Annotated in this window: 12 protein-coding genes and 1 pseudogene; 5 read left to right on the forward strand and 8 right to left on the reverse strand. The window is 64.8% G+C overall.

Annotated features, from left to right (window positions below; translation table 11 throughout):
- Window positions 1-1,300, forward strand: a pseudogene (locus tag ACESNG_RS04405) (hypothetical protein); the annotation flags it as partial.
- A gap of 55 nt (window positions 1,301-1,355) precedes the next feature.
- Here the strand turns inward: ACESNG_RS04405 and ACESNG_RS04410 are convergent.
- Window positions 1,356-2,441, reverse strand: a complete 1,086-nt coding sequence (locus ACESNG_RS04410; RefSeq protein WP_373067966.1) for a hypothetical protein — start codon at window positions 2,439-2,441, stop codon at window positions 1,356-1,358.
- 17 nt (window positions 2,442-2,458) lie between these two features.
- A complete protein-coding gene (locus tag ACESNG_RS04415; protein WP_373060575.1) occupies window positions 2,459-3,259 on the reverse strand; it encodes a DUF1028 domain-containing protein in 801 nt (266 codons plus the stop codon).
- A 146-nt stretch (window positions 3,260-3,405) separates the two neighbouring features.
- Here ACESNG_RS04415 and ACESNG_RS04420 point away from each other — a divergent pair, with 146 nt between their 5' ends.
- Entirely contained in the window at window positions 3,406-6,414 is a 3,009-nt protein-coding gene (locus ACESNG_RS04420; RefSeq protein WP_373060576.1) for a M14 family zinc carboxypeptidase, read from the forward strand.
- A gap of 250 nt (window positions 6,415-6,664) precedes the next feature.
- Entirely contained in the window at window positions 6,665-7,324 is a 660-nt protein-coding gene (locus ACESNG_RS04425) for a hypothetical protein (RefSeq protein ID WP_373060577.1), read from the forward strand.
- Window positions 7,325-7,392: 68 nt separating this feature from the next.
- On the opposite strand, the gene ACESNG_RS04430 is transcribed toward ACESNG_RS04425, so the two are convergent.
- Complete coding sequence (locus ACESNG_RS04430; RefSeq protein ID WP_373067968.1) at window positions 7,393-8,772, reverse strand: serine/threonine-protein kinase; 1,380 nt, start codon at window positions 8,770-8,772, stop codon at window positions 7,393-7,395.
- A gap of 323 nt (window positions 8,773-9,095) precedes the next feature.
- Between ACESNG_RS04430 and ACESNG_RS04435 the strand changes: the two genes are divergently transcribed.
- Both ACESNG_RS04435 and ACESNG_RS04440 read left to right on the forward strand, forming a co-directional pair.
- Window positions 9,096-10,121, forward strand: a complete 1,026-nt coding sequence (locus tag ACESNG_RS04435; protein WP_373060579.1) for an alpha/beta fold hydrolase — start codon at window positions 9,096-9,098, stop codon at window positions 10,119-10,121.
- The gene (locus ACESNG_RS04440) at window positions 10,118-10,528 is read left to right on the forward strand and encodes a DUF983 domain-containing protein (RefSeq protein WP_373060580.1); all 411 of its coding nucleotides are present in this window, start codon (window positions 10,118-10,120) and stop codon (window positions 10,526-10,528) included. The genes ACESNG_RS04435 and ACESNG_RS04440 overlap by 4 nt, the downstream gene beginning before the upstream one ends.
- Before the next feature lie 13 nt (window positions 10,529-10,541).
- Here the strand turns inward: ACESNG_RS04440 and ACESNG_RS04445 are convergent, their stop codons facing one another.
- From ACESNG_RS04445 to queE, 5 genes are all read right to left on the reverse strand, one after another.
- A complete protein-coding gene (locus ACESNG_RS04445) occupies window positions 10,542-11,492 on the reverse strand; it encodes a hypothetical protein (RefSeq protein WP_373060581.1) in 951 nt (316 codons plus the stop codon).
- A 112-nt stretch (window positions 11,493-11,604) separates the two neighbouring features.
- Window positions 11,605-12,462, reverse strand: coding sequence for a YdcF family protein (locus tag ACESNG_RS04450; RefSeq protein WP_373060582.1), 858 nt, complete (start codon window positions 12,460-12,462; stop codon window positions 11,605-11,607).
- 18 nt (window positions 12,463-12,480) lie between these two features.
- Window positions 12,481-14,544 (reverse strand): prolyl oligopeptidase family serine peptidase, encoded by a 2,064-nt coding sequence (locus ACESNG_RS04455; protein WP_373060583.1) that lies wholly within the window; start codon window positions 14,542-14,544, stop codon window positions 12,481-12,483.
- An 84-nt stretch (window positions 14,545-14,628) separates the two neighbouring features.
- Window positions 14,629-15,204 (reverse strand): C40 family peptidase, encoded by a 576-nt coding sequence (locus ACESNG_RS04460; RefSeq protein ID WP_373067970.1) that lies wholly within the window; start codon window positions 15,202-15,204, stop codon window positions 14,629-14,631.
- A gap of 147 nt (window positions 15,205-15,351) precedes the next feature.
- Window positions 15,352-15,990 carry a 7-carboxy-7-deazaguanine synthase gene (gene queE, locus ACESNG_RS04465; protein WP_373060585.1) on the reverse strand — a complete coding sequence of 213 codons (639 nt, stop codon included), beginning with the start codon at window positions 15,988-15,990 and terminating at the stop codon, window positions 15,352-15,354.

Here is a 15,990-nt window from a genome sequence, read left to right on the forward strand (position 1 = left end):
CGACGTTTCGGCCCATGCGCCGGGCCGGGTGTTCGTGGCGGCGCAGCGGTATCGCCTGGACGACTTCACGCCGTACATCTGGCGCACCGACGACTTTGGCCGCACCTGGATCCGCCTCGGCACGGGAGCTGGCGGCCTGCCGACCGACCATCCCGTGCGTGTCGTGCGCGAAGACCCTGAGCAGCGTGGGCTGCTGTATGCCGGCACCGAGTTCGGGCTCTTCGCTTCGCTCGACGACGGCCTGCTATGGCAGCCGCTGCAGGGCAACCTGCCTCGCTCGCCGATCACCGACCTTCGCATCCACCGTGGCGACCTTGTGCTCTCCACGCAGGGGCGATCGTTCTGGGTGCTTGATGACTTGACCCCGCTGCGCGAGCTGGCGGCCGATGCGACGCCGCGTGCAAGGCGCCTGTTCACGCCGCGGCCGGCCGAACGCGGGACGATCAACGTGCCGCTGCAGGAGGTCGATCTCGAGCTGCCGGATGACCGTCCGTTTGGCGCGCACCTGAACTATGTCCTCGCACGCGCGCAGCCCGACTTCGTGCTCGAGGTGCGGGATGCCGGCGGCGCGGTCGTGCGGTCGTGGCGGGCCGATACAAGCCTCCCCGCAAGCCAGCGCCTCGACGCCACCCCGGGGGCGCAACGCGTCGTGTGGGATCTCCGAGGCCCGGGCCCCAGCTCGGCGCGCGATCCCCTCGGCGCCAGCGGGCGCGGCGTGAAGATGCCGCCAGGCCGCTACTCCGTGCGTCTTGCGGCAGGTACCGGTACCGGCACCGAGGCCGATGAGCGCCCGCTCCTCATTGTGCCGAATCCCACCGCCGGTCACACGCCCGCCGACTACGACGCCCAGTACGCACTGTCCGTCGCCGTGCGCGATACGATCTCGACAATCACGCGCACGCTCGAGTCGATGCGTGCTGTGCGCACGGCAGCACAGCAGCTCAAAGCCCGTGCGGTGAATGCCGCCGCTGTACGGGCGCTGGCCGACAGCGTCGTGGCTGGCGCCGACGATCTCGAACGCGCGACCGGTCCCGCATCGCCCAATGGCCCGGAGGTCGCAGCCGGCCTGTTGGTGCAGTACCAGACGCTGTACGGCACGCTCGTCGGCGATGGCGGCTACGGCAGCGGCTCCGCCGAAGGAAGCCCGAGCGCGGCGCGCGTGGCGCGTGCGAGCGAGTTGGCGGAGGCTTGGACGGCGCTGCGCGGGCGCGCGTCGACCGTACTGGGGGCGATGCTCGACCGGTTGAACGCCGCCGCGGTCGCGGCAGGAGTGCCCGCGGTCACTAGACCGCCGCGCTGACGACATCGCAGACGACCGGTTCGCTCTCGAGGCATTGTAGGCGATTGAGGCAGCGCTAGCGAAAGATGGGCAAGGGCGGGGCCGCTTTCGGCTCCGCCCGTTGCCAATCGCGCCCCAGCAGCGCCGCGATCGTGGCGGCCACCTGCGCCTGCTGCACCGGCGTCTGCGCGCGCACGCCGCGGGCAGGTGTGTCGGGACCGATTACCGCCGTCCAGATAAACTCGGCGCCGGCCACGTCCTTGCCGTGATCGCTCCACTCGCGTCCCCAGCCGCGTCCGTGGTCGGTGCTCACGATCAGCGTGGTCTTGTCGCGCGTGCGCGGATCCGCCTGCATACGCGCCCACAGCTGCGCGAGGTACCCGTCCATGTTGCGCGCCGAGCGCAGGTACATGTCGTACTTGCCGGCATGGGCCCACTCGTCGGTCTCACCGTAGCCTACGAACAACACGCGCGGGTCATGAGCGCCGAGATACTCGAGTAGCGACTGATGCATGAGGGCGTCGAAGGCATTGTCGGGCCACAGGCGAATCGTGGTGGCATAGAGATCACGCAGCAACGCGGATCGCGGCGACGCCGATGGGGCTACACCTCGTGACCATCCGTCGTAGACCGGTATGCCGCTTCGCTCGGCGTTGATGATGCGACTGAAGGCGTTCCAGGTGGCGAAGGCGGCGACCCGACCGCGAAAGGCCGCATCGCGATTGAGCCACTCGAACACGGTGGTGTTCTCGTTGGGCGGATGGTTATTGCTGTCGATGCGTGCGTCCGCAAACCCAGTGAACGTTTCGCTGTATCCGGGATACGAGAACTTCATGGTATTGGTGATGCGCGCCTGACTGCCGCTGGCGCTGTCTCCAAACAGCTGTCCCTCCGTGGCAACGGTGCCCCATAAAAACGGGAAGAGTGCCTCCCGTCGCGATTGCGGCGAGTCGCGCCAGAAGTCGCGTCGTAGTGAGGCGGTGTCAGACACGGCGCCAGCCTTGCCCATTAGCGCCGCTTCGGCGCCGTTGAACACTTCCTGCCAGCGTACGCCGTCAGAGATGACCAACATGACGTATTGCGTTTTGAGCGCGGCTGGTGGTGTCTCCGTGGACTGTGCCGGCAATACCGCCGCGCCGAAACACAGGGCCACACTCAACATGAGGCCGTGTCCGCATCTCATCGGCGCGGTCTCCGCATGGTGGCCGCCTTCTCTACCAATCGGCGTAATTCCTTGATCGGCTCCGGATTGTCGTCGACCTGCAGGCGCAGTACGACATCATTGTGCAGCCAGACGCCGCCGTCTTTCTTCACGATCAACATCGCGGCCGACTGCATGCCGCGTTTGTCACCCCCGGCCATCTGTCCGGCTTCGAGCGCCGCCATCAGCCGTAGGGAGAGATGCCCCTCCGTGTTCTCGAACGCGCTCACCATGGCACTCACCACCTCGGCGCTGGCCAGGATGTTGCCCTGCGCGGTGCAGAACTTCCCCTGCTTGTCGCCGGCCCAGTCGGTGGCCTTGGGCCCCGTATAGGCGGCCACGTTGCCCTGCGCGTCGATCACGGCGAACTGGCGGCCCTCTTTGGTCCAGTCCATGGGGCGCGGATCGGGATCGCTCTGCCACACGCGCGTCACCACGTCGCTAGGCTTGACGCCCTGACGCAGTAACGCAATCGCCTGCGGTCCGTAGCTCACGTCCACGATGGCCTGCGTCGCGGCGGCGCCGACGCCGGCCTCAGCCCAGAGCACACCGTTCCCCACAGAAAACACGCGCGACTGTACGGCGCCCCCGACTTCACCGGTAGCGGGGTCGTAGGCGAGAATGGAGAACGTCGCGACCGGGGGCCACGGGAGGGGTGCGGTGGTGGGGAACCCCGACGATTGCGCCCGGGCAGGAACCGCGGCCACGAGCATGCCGAGGGCAAGCGCAAGTGGAAGCGCGAGCGCGCTGCGTCGGACGGCGAATGGTAGAGCGCGCATGGTGGTGATTGGCGGAAGGAACCGAGCGACCTCTACCCGCAAGCGGCGGAGGAACTGCTCTCACAATCTGCACCGCATGAGCGCTCGCGCCATGTGTTGCGTACTCTCTCCGTAGCAGGTGGTTCACCTTCTCGAGGAGACAGTCCATGGCCGGCAGCATTCAGCGACGGCGCGCGGCGTTCGTTCACGCTCTGGTTGCAACCGCGGTATTCGTCGCGGCCGCGCCGGCGTCGGCGTCAGGGCAGGGAGCAGCCGGAAGCGGTGCCGGCGTACAGCAGATCGACGAAGCATATACCGCGAAGATCAAGGAATACTTGCAGGACCCGCGCATTACGACCGAGCTGGTGGATCATCTGCCGTTGTCGAGCACGGTTCCGACGCCGCTCAAGTTCCACGGTCGTATAGTAGGCACGCCCGGCGAGCTCACGTACGCGAAAGATATTCATCGCTACTTCGAAGCGCTCGGCAAGGCGTCGCCCCGCGCCCGGTATTGGACGATCGGGAAGACAGAAGAAGGGCGCGACATGGTGGTGCTGGCGATCGCCGATTCGGCGACTATTGCGAATCTCGACACATTCAAGGGCGACATCGCCGCGCTCAGCGACCCGCGCAAGACGAGCGAGGCGGAGGCGAGGCGGCTGATCGGCACCACGAAGCCGATGTACTGGCTGACCAGTGGCATCCACTCGCCGGAAACCGGCGGTCCCGAGATGCTACAGGAGCTGGCGTACCGACTCATCGTCGAAGAGACGCCGTTCATCCAGCAGATCCGAAACAACATCATCACCTTCATCACCCCCGTGATCGAAGTGGACGGCCGTGAGAAGCAGGTCGACACGTACTACTACAACAAGAAGCTGCCGGTCGGCGCCGCGCGCCTGCCGCTGATGTATTGGGGCAAGTACGTCGCGCACGACAACAATCGTGATGGCATGGGCCAGTTCCTGTCACTCACGAAGAACGTGAACGACTTCTTTCTGGAGTGGAAGCCGCAGGTGATGCACGATCTGCACGAGTCGGTCACGTATCTCTACTCGAGCACCGGCACCGGCCCGTACAACGAGGCCATCGATCCGATCACGGTGACCGAGTGGTGGATGATGGCGCAGGTGGATGTGCAGGAATTGACGAAGCGTGGCGTGCCGGGTGTGTGGACGTACGGATTCTACGACGGCTGGACGCCGAACTACATGTTCTTCGTGGCGCACACGAAGAACGCGATCGGTCGTTTCTACGAAGTGCAGAGCTACGGGCCTGACAATTACGAAGTGCGTCCGCCGGCGACCACCACGAGCCGCGAGTGGTTCCGTCCGAATCCACCACTGCCGTACATCAAGTGGGGCCCGCGCAACAATACGAACATCCAGCAGTCGGCAGTGCTCTTCTCGCTCAAGCACTTCGCCGACAACAAGTCGCTCTATCTCGAGAATTACTGGATCAAGAACAAGCGGGCGGTGGAGAAAGGCAAGACGGGCACCGGCCCGTTCGCGTGGGTGATTCCGGCCATGCAGCGCCGGAAGGCCGACGCCGCGGACGCCGTGAATGAACTACGAAAGCAGGGGCTCGAAGTGCACACCGCGAACAGCGCGTTCACGGTGGGCTCGCTTGATGTGAAGCCGGGTGACTACATCGTGCGCGGCGACCAGCCGTATCGCACGCTCGCCGACATGTACTTCTCGGTTCAGAACTACTCGCCGTCCAATCCGAGCCCGTACGACGACACCGGCTGGACGTTCCAGTACATGCGCAACGTGGCGGTGCTGCCGGTGGGCGAGCAGAGCATTCTCGACCGGGGGATGACCGCGGTGACGGCCAAGGTGCACGCGGCCGGCGGCATAGCGGGTACGGGTGCGGTGCTGATCGTCGATCACACCACCGACAACAACCTGATGAAGTTCCGCACCACGCACGCTTCGGTGCGCATGCAAGCCGCCGAAGCCGACTTCGAAGCGGCCGGTCGCACGTTCCGCGCCGGCGCCTTCATCGTGCCGGTGGGGGATCGCGCCAAGCTCGAGCCGACGCTGAGGGAGCTGGGTCTGAGCGGGTACGCCGTCGCCGCCATACCGAGCGTCAAGATGCACGACCTGGATCTGCCGCGTATCGGCTACGTCCACGCGTGGCAGCGTACGCAGGACGAAGGATGGGTGCGGGCGGCGCTCGATACGTATGGCGTGCCGTACACGTATTTCGCCGATATCAAGCTCAGGGAAGGCAATCTTCGCGCGAAGTACGACGTGATCATTTATCCCAGCGTGGGCGGCAGTGCGCAGTCACATGTGGCGGGCCTCATCAAGTCGGGCGACATGCCGTTGCCGTACAAGAAGACCGCAGCCACGCCGAACCTTGGCGTCAACGACAGCGCCGATGACATTCGCGGCGGTATGGGCATCGAGGGACTCACCGAGCTGTACAAGTTCGTGCAAGCCGGTGGCACGCTGATCGTGGAAGGGTCGACAACCACGATCTTCCCGGCGTACAACCTCACCAGCGGCATCACGGTGGAGTCGCCGGCCGGACTCTTCGCCCGCGGCACGATTCTCCGTGGAGTGGTCACGGATCGCACAAGCCCGCTGGCGTACGGTTTCGACGCGCAGATGCCGGTGTATTTCAATCAGGATCCCGTGCTCTCTGTGGCGGGATCGGCCGGACTCTTCGCCGGCGGTGGCGGACGCGGGTCGGCGCTCAGCCAGAACATCACGCCGAACGCCGTGCGGTTGCGCATTTCCCCGTGGACGTTCGGTGCAAGCGACTCGACCGGCACGCCGATGCCGGCCGCGGGCCGTGGCGCCGCCGTTGGGGCCGCCGCAGCTGCCGGTGCAGGTCAGAGTGGCCGTGGAGGGGTCGGAGGCGCTGGAGCAGCCGGTGGGGCGGGTGCCGCCGGCGGTACGGTATTCGGCGGAGCCACTGGCATCGACGGCTCGCGTCCGCGCGTGATCATGCAGTTCCCGGCGAACACCGCCGACATGCTGCTCTCGGGTACGCTCGCCAACGGCGAAGGCCTGGCCAACCGCGCACAGCTGATCGACGCGCCCATCGGAAAGGGACACGTGGTGATGTTTGCGATTCGTCCGTTCTGGAGATGGCAGACACAGGGGACGTACTTTCTCGGGTTCAACGCGATTTTACACTGGAATGATTTGGACGCGGGGAAGTGACGGTGTGAGGCGGGGGATGTTATCGGCGCGATGTGAACGGCCAAACTCCTTAGGAAGTAGGAGGGAGGGTTTCAGGGGGCAGGAAGCAGGGGAGTGACGCGCGTGGGGTTTCCCGGCTTCCTGCCCCCTGAAATCCTCCTCCCTGGTCCCTGGGGAGTTCGTTTTTCGGGTCCCCGCGCACTCACGCCACCCCCGCGGCACAAGACATGCCCTCTCCTTCCGTGCATTCCCATCTCAAGGAGAAACACACATGAAATTGACACGCGCTCTCTGTGGCCTGGTGGCCATCGCAACTCCGTTTGCCGTGCAGGCGCAGGCGAGCTCCACCACACCCGCGCCAGCCATCGGCTTTGGTGTCCTCGGTGGTGCCACGTTCCCAGTCGGTGACTACAACGACGTGGCTCCTGCTGGCTTCAACATCGGTGGTTTCGTCGACTTCGGCCGTCGTGTCGGTCCGTTCGGTATCCGTGCCGACGTGATGTATCACGGCTTCGGTGACCGCAACCTCGTCACGACCGGCAGCAGCACGACACAAGTGACCATCTCCAACAGGTACAGCATGGTGACCGGCACGCTCAACGCGATGCTCGGCATTCCGCTCGAGAATTCGCCCGTCCGTCCATACCTGACCGGCGGCGTGGGTGGCTACTACGTGCGCAACAGCCCCAAATGCGCCGCCAACTGCTCTGGCTCGCAGCTGAACATCAATGAAGAGAACACGACCAAGTTCGGCCTCAACGGCGGCGGCGGCATCGAATTCGGATTGGGCGGAATGGCTGCCTTTGTCGAGTCGCGGTTACACCACGTGTTCGATGGCACGCCGAAGCTGAGTTGCATCGGTGCCGTCGGCTGCAACCGCGCGTCGCTGCAGATCGTGCCGGTGAGCGTAGGGGTAAGATTCGGATTCTAAGCTGTAGCGGCTGATTACTGCCAATTGCCAACTGCTTAGGAAGCAGTTGGCCGTTCCCAGTCCCCACTTTATAAAGTATCCGCCTTCACCTTCGTCGTCTCAGGCTGCACTACCGGCGCCGCCGAGTCGAGACTCGGCGGCGCCGTGCTGTCAGCGCGCCGCTTCGCGCTCGCCTTCTTCACGGGCGCCGCCGGTGCCGCATCGGTCGGCAGCACCACACGCGGTGCCTCGTCCGGCGCACGTTCGATGTAGCCGTTCACCATGTCGCGCGCGGCGCCGGCGTAGATGCCGATCTTGTCGGCGGCCTGGCGCGCAAGTCCGGTTTGCTGCGCCGAGCCGTACCACCACGTGCCGTACGTCGCGACACCGAGTAACAGGATGTACGGCACCACCGACTGCCGACGGCGCATGGCGACCGGATCGCTGCGGCGCCTGGGTTCCACCTTCGCCTTCTTTGCCGTCGCCTCACTCAACGCCGGACTGAGAATACCGGCCATGTCGCCCGGTGTCCGCGACGCCACGCTCAGCATCCGATTGCCCAGCGCGTGCCGGTAAATCTCCGCCGTCTGCGTGGGCGTCATCTCCATCACGGCATTGCCGAGCTTGAAGCCAAAATCGGAGACGTGGGCGAAGCGGTCCACGGGATCGGGCGCCAGCGCTTTGTCGAACACGTCCTGCAGCGAGTTTGGCCAGTCGAGATCGGTGCGCACTTCATCGAGACGACGCGGACGGCTCGTGAGCCGTGCAATCAGCGATTCCTTCGACGACGAGTTCGTGAAGGCATCGTGCCCCGTGAGCGCAATGAACGCCACCAGCGCCAACGAATACTGGTCGGATCGGCTATCGAGCACATCGCCCGCCAGCTGTTCCGGTGACATGAACTCGGGGGTGCCCACGGCGTAGCCCGTGCGCGTGACCTGCTGGTCCCCCTTCTCCATCATGCGCGCGATACCGAAGTCCACGAGCTTCACGACGAACGTACCGTCGGCACGCTTCGTGAGCATCAGATTGTCGGGTTTAAAATCGCGGTGCAGAATCCCCAGGTCGTGCGCGGCCTGCAACGCGTCGGCTGCCTGTCCGATGATGTCGGCCGCAACCACGGGATGCAGCGCACCTTCGCGCTTGAGGGTGGCAGCCAACGCTTCGCCGTCCACGAACTCCATCGCGAGGTACACCATACCCTCGTCGGTTTCGCCGAAGTCGAAAATCGACGCGACGTTCGGATGCGAGATCTTGCTGGCATTCTCCGCCTCTCGCGTGAAGCGCTGCAATGCTTCCGCATCGCCGACCAGCGCCGGCCGCATGATCTTGATCGCGCTCATTCGCTTCATGCGAACATGCTCGGCCAGGTACACCTGACCCATCCCGCCCTCGCCCAGGTGCGAGAGCACGCGATACCGCCCGCCGATCACATGACCCACGAGGTCCGCCTGGGCAGCAGGCGACACGAGCCCGGTACCGTCCTTGGCACAGAAGGCAACGGAGCGATCATATTCTTCCCCACACTGGGGGCACACCTTGCGCGAGTCCACGATTGGCGAACCTAAAGGAAGAACCGCGTTAAGCAAACAATAGGCGGTGAGATCCGGCTTGCCGTCCGGCTCGGGAAGACGTTTCCGATCCGGTGTCGTCCATCGTTTCCAGCGTAAGTCGCTGATCAGCATTACTTTCCAAAATGTCACATGCATCGGTTCTTCGACTCTTGCTCAGTTCGCTTTCCATTGCGAGCTCAGCCTTAGCGACGTCGGTAAGCAACGCCCAGGCACCCTCAATGTCTCCCGCAGGTTGGGCTCGCGCCGGCACCGAAGGCGACTACCTACTCAAGGATTTCGCTTTTCGCTCGGGTGAACGACTCCCCGAGCTGCGGCTGCACTACACCACCCTCGGTACCCCCCGGCGCGACGCCAAGGGCGTTGTCCGGAACGCGGTCATGATCCTGCACGGCACCGGTGGTGCAGGGAGAAGCTTTCTCTCCAACGGGTACGCCGGCGAGCTCTTCGCGCCAGGCAAGCTGCTTGACACCGCCAAGTACTTCATCGTGCTGCCCGACGGCATCGGCCACGGGGGCTCTTCCAAGCCCAGCGATGGACTGCACGCGCGCTTTCCGACGTACACCTACGACGACATGGTCGCCGCCCAGCATCGGTTGCTCACCGAACATCTCAAGGTGAACCATCTGCGGCTCATCATGGGCACGTCGATGGGCTGCATGCATGGCTGGGTGTGGGGCTACACCTACCCGGAGTTCATGGACGGTCTCGCGCCGTTTGCGTGCGTGCCGACGCAGATCGCCGGCCGGAATCGCATGATCCGCACGATGGCGATGGACGCCATTCGCACTGATCCGGCGTGGAAAGGCGGAGAGTACACGAGTGCGCCGCCGGGACTGCGCGCCGCGCAGATGATGCTGTACATCATGTCCAGCGCGCCGCTGGTGCAGCAGACGCAGGCGCCCACGCGCGACAAGGCCGACAGTGTCATCCGGGCCTATCTCGATGCGCGCATGGCCGCGACCGACGCCAATGACTTCCTGTATCAGTTCGACGCGTCACGCGACTACGATCCGTCGCCGAATCTTTCGCGCATCACCGCGCCCGCGTTGTTCATCAACTCGGCCGACGACGAGGTCAATCCACCCGAACTGAGGATGGCCGAACGCTACGCCGCGATGATGCCGCGCACCAAGTTCATTCTGCTGCCCATCACGCCGGACACGCGCGGACACGGCACGCACTCGGCGCCCAAGGTATGGGGCGGCTACCTCAGCGCATTTCTTGCCGCGCTTCCGCAGCGGTGAACGCCGCCACGATTTCTGGGCCCCGTCCGTCATTCACCCGCCTCGTCCGCCGCGCGCTGCAATTGCATTGCCCGCACTGCGGCGGACGGAAGATCTTCGCATCGTTCTTCGAGCTGAAACAACGTTGCCCCACCTGCGGCATCCGGCTCGAGCGCGGCGAGAGCGACTACTTCGTCGGCGCGTATCTGTTCAACCTGATCGCCGTCGAACTGATCCTGTTCTTGTCTGTCTGCGGCTTCGTGTACGTCACGTGGCCTGACCCGCCCTGGAATCTCATCACGTACGTGACCGCCTTCCTGATGCTCTCCGGCTGCGTACTCTGCTATCCGTTTGCGAAGACCACGTGGCTTGCCGTCGATCTGGCCATCCGGCCCCTGTCGCCGGAGGAGTTGGACGTGCCTCGGTAGGGCGACGAAGTCGTTACTTCTCGACGAGAATCAGATAGCGGGAGGCCGCCCAAAACTTCACGGGGTCGGTGATACGGATGCTCTCGCCGCGGAACGCCCCGTCCTTCTCCTTCTTCGCCGCTTCGATCAGTCCTACGTCGTGACGCGACACGATGCGGTACGGACGATCGCTGCGCGGCAGCGGGATCGTGAGCACCTCGCGGCGATCGGCACGCGTGAAGCGCGACTCGTCGAGCGACCGTGCGGGCACCAGCGTCTTGCCGAGCTTCACGATCAGGAGCCCACGTGAGCCACCTTCTTCCGTCACGAGCTTGTCGGCAATGAGCTGACGACGTGAACCGACGATGTAGAACACCTTGTTCTCTCGCACGTCCATCGCCTTCACCGTGTCGGTAAGCACAGCCTTCTCGACCACGAGTTGCTCGTTCTGCGACCGCAGCGCGCGGATCTCGTCCTGGAAGGCCAGGATCTCCTTGTCACGCATAGCGAGACGTGCGTTGAGATCCGACAGCAGCGTCGCAGCCGCGCTCGAATCGGCGCGCATGGTCTTGAGCGTGTCGATCATGGCGGCAACCTGACGCTGCCGTGCCGCCAACCGTTGTCGCATCTGCGTGAGGCGGTCGAGAATGTCCTTCTGCGCCGCTGCGGCTTCCGTCTTGCCCGACTCGTCGCTCTTCGTGACGCCCACCTTGCTGGACAGACCGCGCACCTTGCGCAGCTCGGCATCCACTTCGTCGGCAAACTTCGAGGCCTCGACGACCTGCGCCAGCGCCCGGTCCTTGTCGGCGCCCGTGCCCTGCATCAGCCCCTGAAGCGAGTCGCGTTCGGCGCTCGCGCTGGCTAGCGCCGCAGACAGGGAATCGCTACGGGCCCGTGCCGCAGTGTCTGTACAAGCGCTCAGCGCAAGAGCGAGCACAACAGCAAGCGCGGACGTCCCACGCTGACGGGGTAAGAAAGAGCTCATGGAATTAGTGGCGAGAGGGAGGATAACCTAAAAAACGTACCGGTCTCGAGCGCTGCATGACAGTGTCTTGCATCACGCTTTTGCGAAATCGACGATGTGATGGGGTGCTGCCCTATGACGTCCACCCGCGCATCATGTACAGCAGCGTGGCGGCGGATTCATACATCACATCGGCGAACGCCGGCCGCCGATTCTCCGGGCGATCGAGCCGGGAAAGCGCGTACTCGCGGGAGGCAGCCGGGATACAGCGCACGGCCAGCCCCGCGTGCTCAACGGCACCACAGGCGCGCCGCGAGTGCAGAGGCGACGTCACCAGCGCCACCTGGCGCCACCCATGCGTGCGCGCGATCGCGGCAAAGGCGAGTGCCTCGTCGCGCGTGCTGTGCACGTTCCGTACGAAGCGGAGCTCGAGGTCAGGTGCCATCAGCTGGGCTAACTCGCGCTGATCTCGCTCGGAGCTCTCGACCGACGGATCGGCGTCGTCGCCGACCACCGACAGTGCCACCACCGGAATGCCGAGCCGGCGCGCCTGCTGAAAGCCGCTGATCAGGCGCTCCAGCGCCGCGCCGGCCACCCGCCCTTCTGAGGTCACGCTGCCCGAGAGAACGACAACCGCATCGGGGGTGCCCGCACCGGGAGTGCCGGGAGGCGCGGCGTTGTCACGTCTCACGAACGGGGCGACCAACGGCGTCACGAGCGGCGTGTAGCACACCACCATGAGAACGGTGCTGAGGAATCCGGCGATCAGCCACAGCCACGCGCCGCGGGATGACGTGGCCAGCAGCGCGCCGGCCAGCATCAGGACCAGGCGCGCGGTGAACGACGGCACGCCGACGGCGGTCCACACGCCGAGGGCTGCCGCGAGCTGCATGATCGCAAGTCCTATCACCGCGCCGGCGCTGCGTAACAACCACGCGGGAGCGCGTCCGCCGACATCGCCGCCGCGCCCCCGAAACGCCAGATCACTCACGCGTGGCCGCCGATGTGCTCACGGCTGATCCTGCGTGACACGCTGCCCTTTGGGCGGCGCCAGATACTTGTCGAACCAGCTGCGAAGATAGAGCTGCGTGCGCACGAAGTTGGACGGCGACGAGCTGGTACCGTGCCACTCGTTGTTGAAGCGAATCATCGCCGTCGGCACCTTCCGGATCTTCAGGGCCTCGTAGAACTCCTCCGTCTGGCTGATCGGCGTGCGCAGGTCGTTCACACCCGTCATCAACAGTGTCGGGGTCTTCACGTTGCCCACGTACATCAGCGGTGAGCGCTTGAGGTGTTCGCTGGGATCATCCCACGGATACTTGGCAAAGTTGTAGTACCAGCTCGATCCGTCGGTCGTGCCCACGAAGCTGAGCCAGTTGATCACGGGGCACATGGACGCCGCTGCGGCGAAGCGGTCGGTATGGCCGACGGTCCACGCGGTGAGCACGCCGCCACCCGAACAGCCGAACACGTACAACCGATTGCTGTCCACGAAGCCACGATTGATCACGGTGTCCACGCCGGCCATGAGGTCGTTGTAGTCCTTCCCGGGATACGCGTTCTTGATCGCGTTACCGAACGTCGAGCCGTAGCCGGTGGAGCCACGCGGATTCGTGTACAGCATGACGAACCCGTTCGACGCGTGATCCTGTCGCGAGAAATTGAAACCGACGTTGTACATCGAGTGCGGGCCACCGTGAATCTCGAGCATGAGCGGGTACTTCTTCGACGCGTCGAAGTCGGCCGGCTTCACGATCCATCCCTGAATGCGTTGGCCGTCGACCGACGTGTACCACACCTCTTCCGTCGTTGCGAGCTTCTTGCCGGCGAGCACGTCACCGTTCACGTCGGTGAGCTGTCGAATCGCCGGCGTGCGTACATCGAAGGCCACGATGTCGTTGGGTTTCGCCGACGACGTGGCCACACCGACGGCCGTGAAGTTCTTGTTGATATCGCTCACGGTGAGGACGTGCGCGCCCTTCGTCACTTGCCGGATGTCGCCCTTGAGCGACACGAAATACAGGTTGCGTGCTCCTTCGTTCTCCACGTTGAAATACACGCCGCTGGCATCGGGCGCCCACATCATCCCGCTCGGCGAACGATCCAGCGTCTCGGTGAGCGCGCGCGCGTTCCGGCCGTCGGCATCCATCACGTACATCGTCGCGTCCTTCCACGTCGCATCGGTGCTGTCGTAACCCGTGTACGCGATGAAGCGGCCGTCGGGCGACGGCACTGGCGAGTTGTCGGGACCGTTGCGCGACGTGAGCGCCGCAACCGCACCGGTGGCAATGTCCACCTTGTAGATGTCGCTCTGCCGCCACGCGTATTCCGCGTCGGTCGTGCGCAGCGAGGTGAACACGAAGCTCTTGCCGTCAGGCATCCACGTCGTGCCATTGGCCGCCCAGTCGCCGCTCGTGACCTGGCTTGGCGTACCACCATCGGCCGGCACGGTGAACAGCTGACGCAATCCGTCTTCGAGGAAGCCCTGTCGATCAGCGCGGTACTTCACTTTCGTGACGACACGCGGCGGCTCGGTCCACTTGGCGCCACGCGGCGGGGTCGGCATCGCGATACGCCAGGAGTCGGTGCCGCGCACCAGCATGCCGAAGCCGATCGTCTTGCCGTTGGGCGACCATTCGACATCGGACGGCGCTTCCGTGAGTCGCGTGATCTGCGTGGCGGCGCCCTCGGCGTCCATGTAACGCACCCAGATCTGCGCGCCGCCGGGTTCACCCGGCGCGACATACGATACTCGCGATCCATCGGGTGACCACTTCGCATCGGCGCCCTTCACCAGGAAGCGATTCTTCGTGCCGTCGGCATTCATGATCCACACCGAGGATTCACGTTTGTCGTTCAGCTGATCGATCCACGTGCGCGTGTAGATGATCTGTCGGCCGTCGGGCGACATGCTCGGCGCGGCCACATCTTCCCAGTTGAAGTAATCGGCGATGGTCAGTCGATCCTTCGGCAACGGTTGCTGCGCCGACAGCGGTGTGGCCAGTACTACGGCGAAACAGAGTGGCGCGGTGACCATCACGGCGCGCGTGGAGCGGGCGATCAGTGCGGACATGGATTCCTCCCGGAGGGCGGCTCGAAAACAAAAACGCCCCCAATGCTGGGGGCGGAACGTCGAGTTCGCAACTACAACGTGGCGTTACTGCTCGAGCGAGTCGGCAAACGCGAGCAACGAATCGCGCATGTTGGCGCCGGCACCGTCGACCAGTCGGCGCACGCCTTTCCATTGACGAATGAGCGGCGAGCGCTCGGAAATGCGGGTTTCGATCACGCGACGCTGCGACGTGCTCGCGTGCACCATGCGGCCTTCACCCACGTAGATGCCGATGTGCGAGATGCGCTTGCCACGACCGAAGGTGAGCAGGTCGCCCGGCTTGAGTGCGGCGAGATCCTTCGGCACTTCCCGGCCGACCGTCGCCTGCCTCTGCGCGGTGCGCGGGAGCATCACGTCGAGGGCGCCCATCACATACTTCACCAGGCCGCTGCAGTCGAGCGCAAAATTCGGCTTCGTGCCGCCCAGCTTGTAGCGGGTGCCGATCTGTCCGCGCGCCTTCGCGACGATGGAGTCACGGAGATTCTGCGCTGAGGCGCTCCACGCGGCAAACGGCTTCCGGGACTCGAGCTTCTGCACCGACTGACCTTCGGCACGCGGTGCGATCGCGACGAGCGCGGCGCACAGGCTGAGCGAAAGAAGTTGGCGCGAGAATGAGATCACGATGCGCGGTGCTCTGGGGTCGAGGTCGGTCCGGAGCGAGGAACCTAGCCCAACCATGACCGTCACGCTACGGGTCGCTGTCACAATGCGGGAAACCTCCGGTTCGCCAGCGGCCTCCGGTTTCCGGAGCCGGGGTTCCGCTCCCGTTTACCGGATCCCGAGCGCTTTATGGGTCTGCACCGAGAGCCGCCACTGCGGATGAGCCAGGCAGTAAGCCAAGGCCGCCGCCGTGTTCTCCGCCGCCCGCGGGCCGTCCATTGGCTGCAGCAGAAAATGACGGAAATCGAGCGCTTCGAAGCGCTCCGGCAGCGCGGTGGGTTGCGGGTACACCAGCTTGAGTTCGTGGCCCGAGGTCAGCACCAGCGGAGCCTGTGCCTTTGGGCTCACGCAGATCCAGTCGAGCCCATTGGGCGGCACCTGCGTCCCGTTGGTCTCGACGGCGATCTCGAAGCCGTCGGCGTGCAGCGCGGCAACCGCCTCGTCGTCGAGTTGCAGCAACGGCTCGCCCCCAGTGCAGACCACGAACGGGCGTACATGCGTCGGCGCGTCGGTCGGCCAACGACTCTTCACAAACGCCGCCAACTCGCTGGCCGTCGTGAACTTGCCACCGTCGGGTCCCACGCCCACAAAGTCCGTGTCACAGAAGGTGCACACGGCGGTGGCCCGGTCGGCCTCGCGCCCCGTCCACAGATTGCAGCCCGAAAAGCGACAAAAGACGGCGGCACGCCCCGCCTGCACACCCTCGCCCTGCAGCGTGTAAAAGCATTCGCGAACAGTGTACGCCAT

The sequence above is a fragment of the Gemmatimonas sp. genome (assembly GCF_041689975.1).
Taxonomy (GTDB): Bacteria; Gemmatimonadota; Gemmatimonadetes; order Gemmatimonadales; family Gemmatimonadaceae; genus Gemmatimonas.